The organism is Vibrio viridaestus (assembly GCF_003856525.1).
GTDB classification, from domain to species: domain Bacteria; phylum Pseudomonadota; class Gammaproteobacteria; order Enterobacterales; family Vibrionaceae; genus Vibrio; species Vibrio viridaestus.
In genome coordinates this window covers 1-520 of sequence record NZ_RJVQ01000105.1, presented here as the reverse complement: position 1 = coordinate 520, position 520 = coordinate 1, and the positions used below count along the sequence as shown (strand labels likewise).

The 520-nt window shown below is 31.3% G+C and carries 1 protein-coding gene; it reads right to left on the bottom strand.

The window, feature by feature from the left end:
- On the bottom strand, positions 1–520 hold a 520-nt coding region (locus EES38_RS21875), incomplete at both ends, for an Ea47 family protein (protein WP_500691486.1).

The following is a 520-nucleotide window of genomic DNA, read 5'->3' as shown; positions in this document are numbered from 1 at the left end:
AAATAAGTTATTCTCCTGGCTTCATCAAATAAAGAGTCGAATGATGTTGGCGAAATCACATCGTCACCCATTGGATTGTTTATTTGTATGCCAAGAGAGTTACAGCAGTTATACATTCTGCCATAGATTATAGCTAAGGCATGTAATAATTCGTAATCTTTTAGCGTATTAGCGACCCATCGTCTTTCTGATTTAATAATAGATGATTCAGTTAAATATGAAGGTAATTTCTTTTGTGCAAGTCTGACTAACTTTTTTATACCAATGTTTAACATACTTTCATTTGTAATAAACTCAATGTCATTTTCTTCAATGTAAGATGAAATAAGAGTAGCCTTTGCCTCGCTATACATTTCTAAATCGCCTTGTTTTTCTATCGTATTGCGAGAATTTTTAGCCCAAGCCATTAATGGATCATTTTTCCATTTTTCAATAACATTATTGTTATACCAAATGTCATATCCTATAATCTGGTTTTTGTTTTTTTGAATAATAAATGTTACTGTTCTTGCGGTTTGGA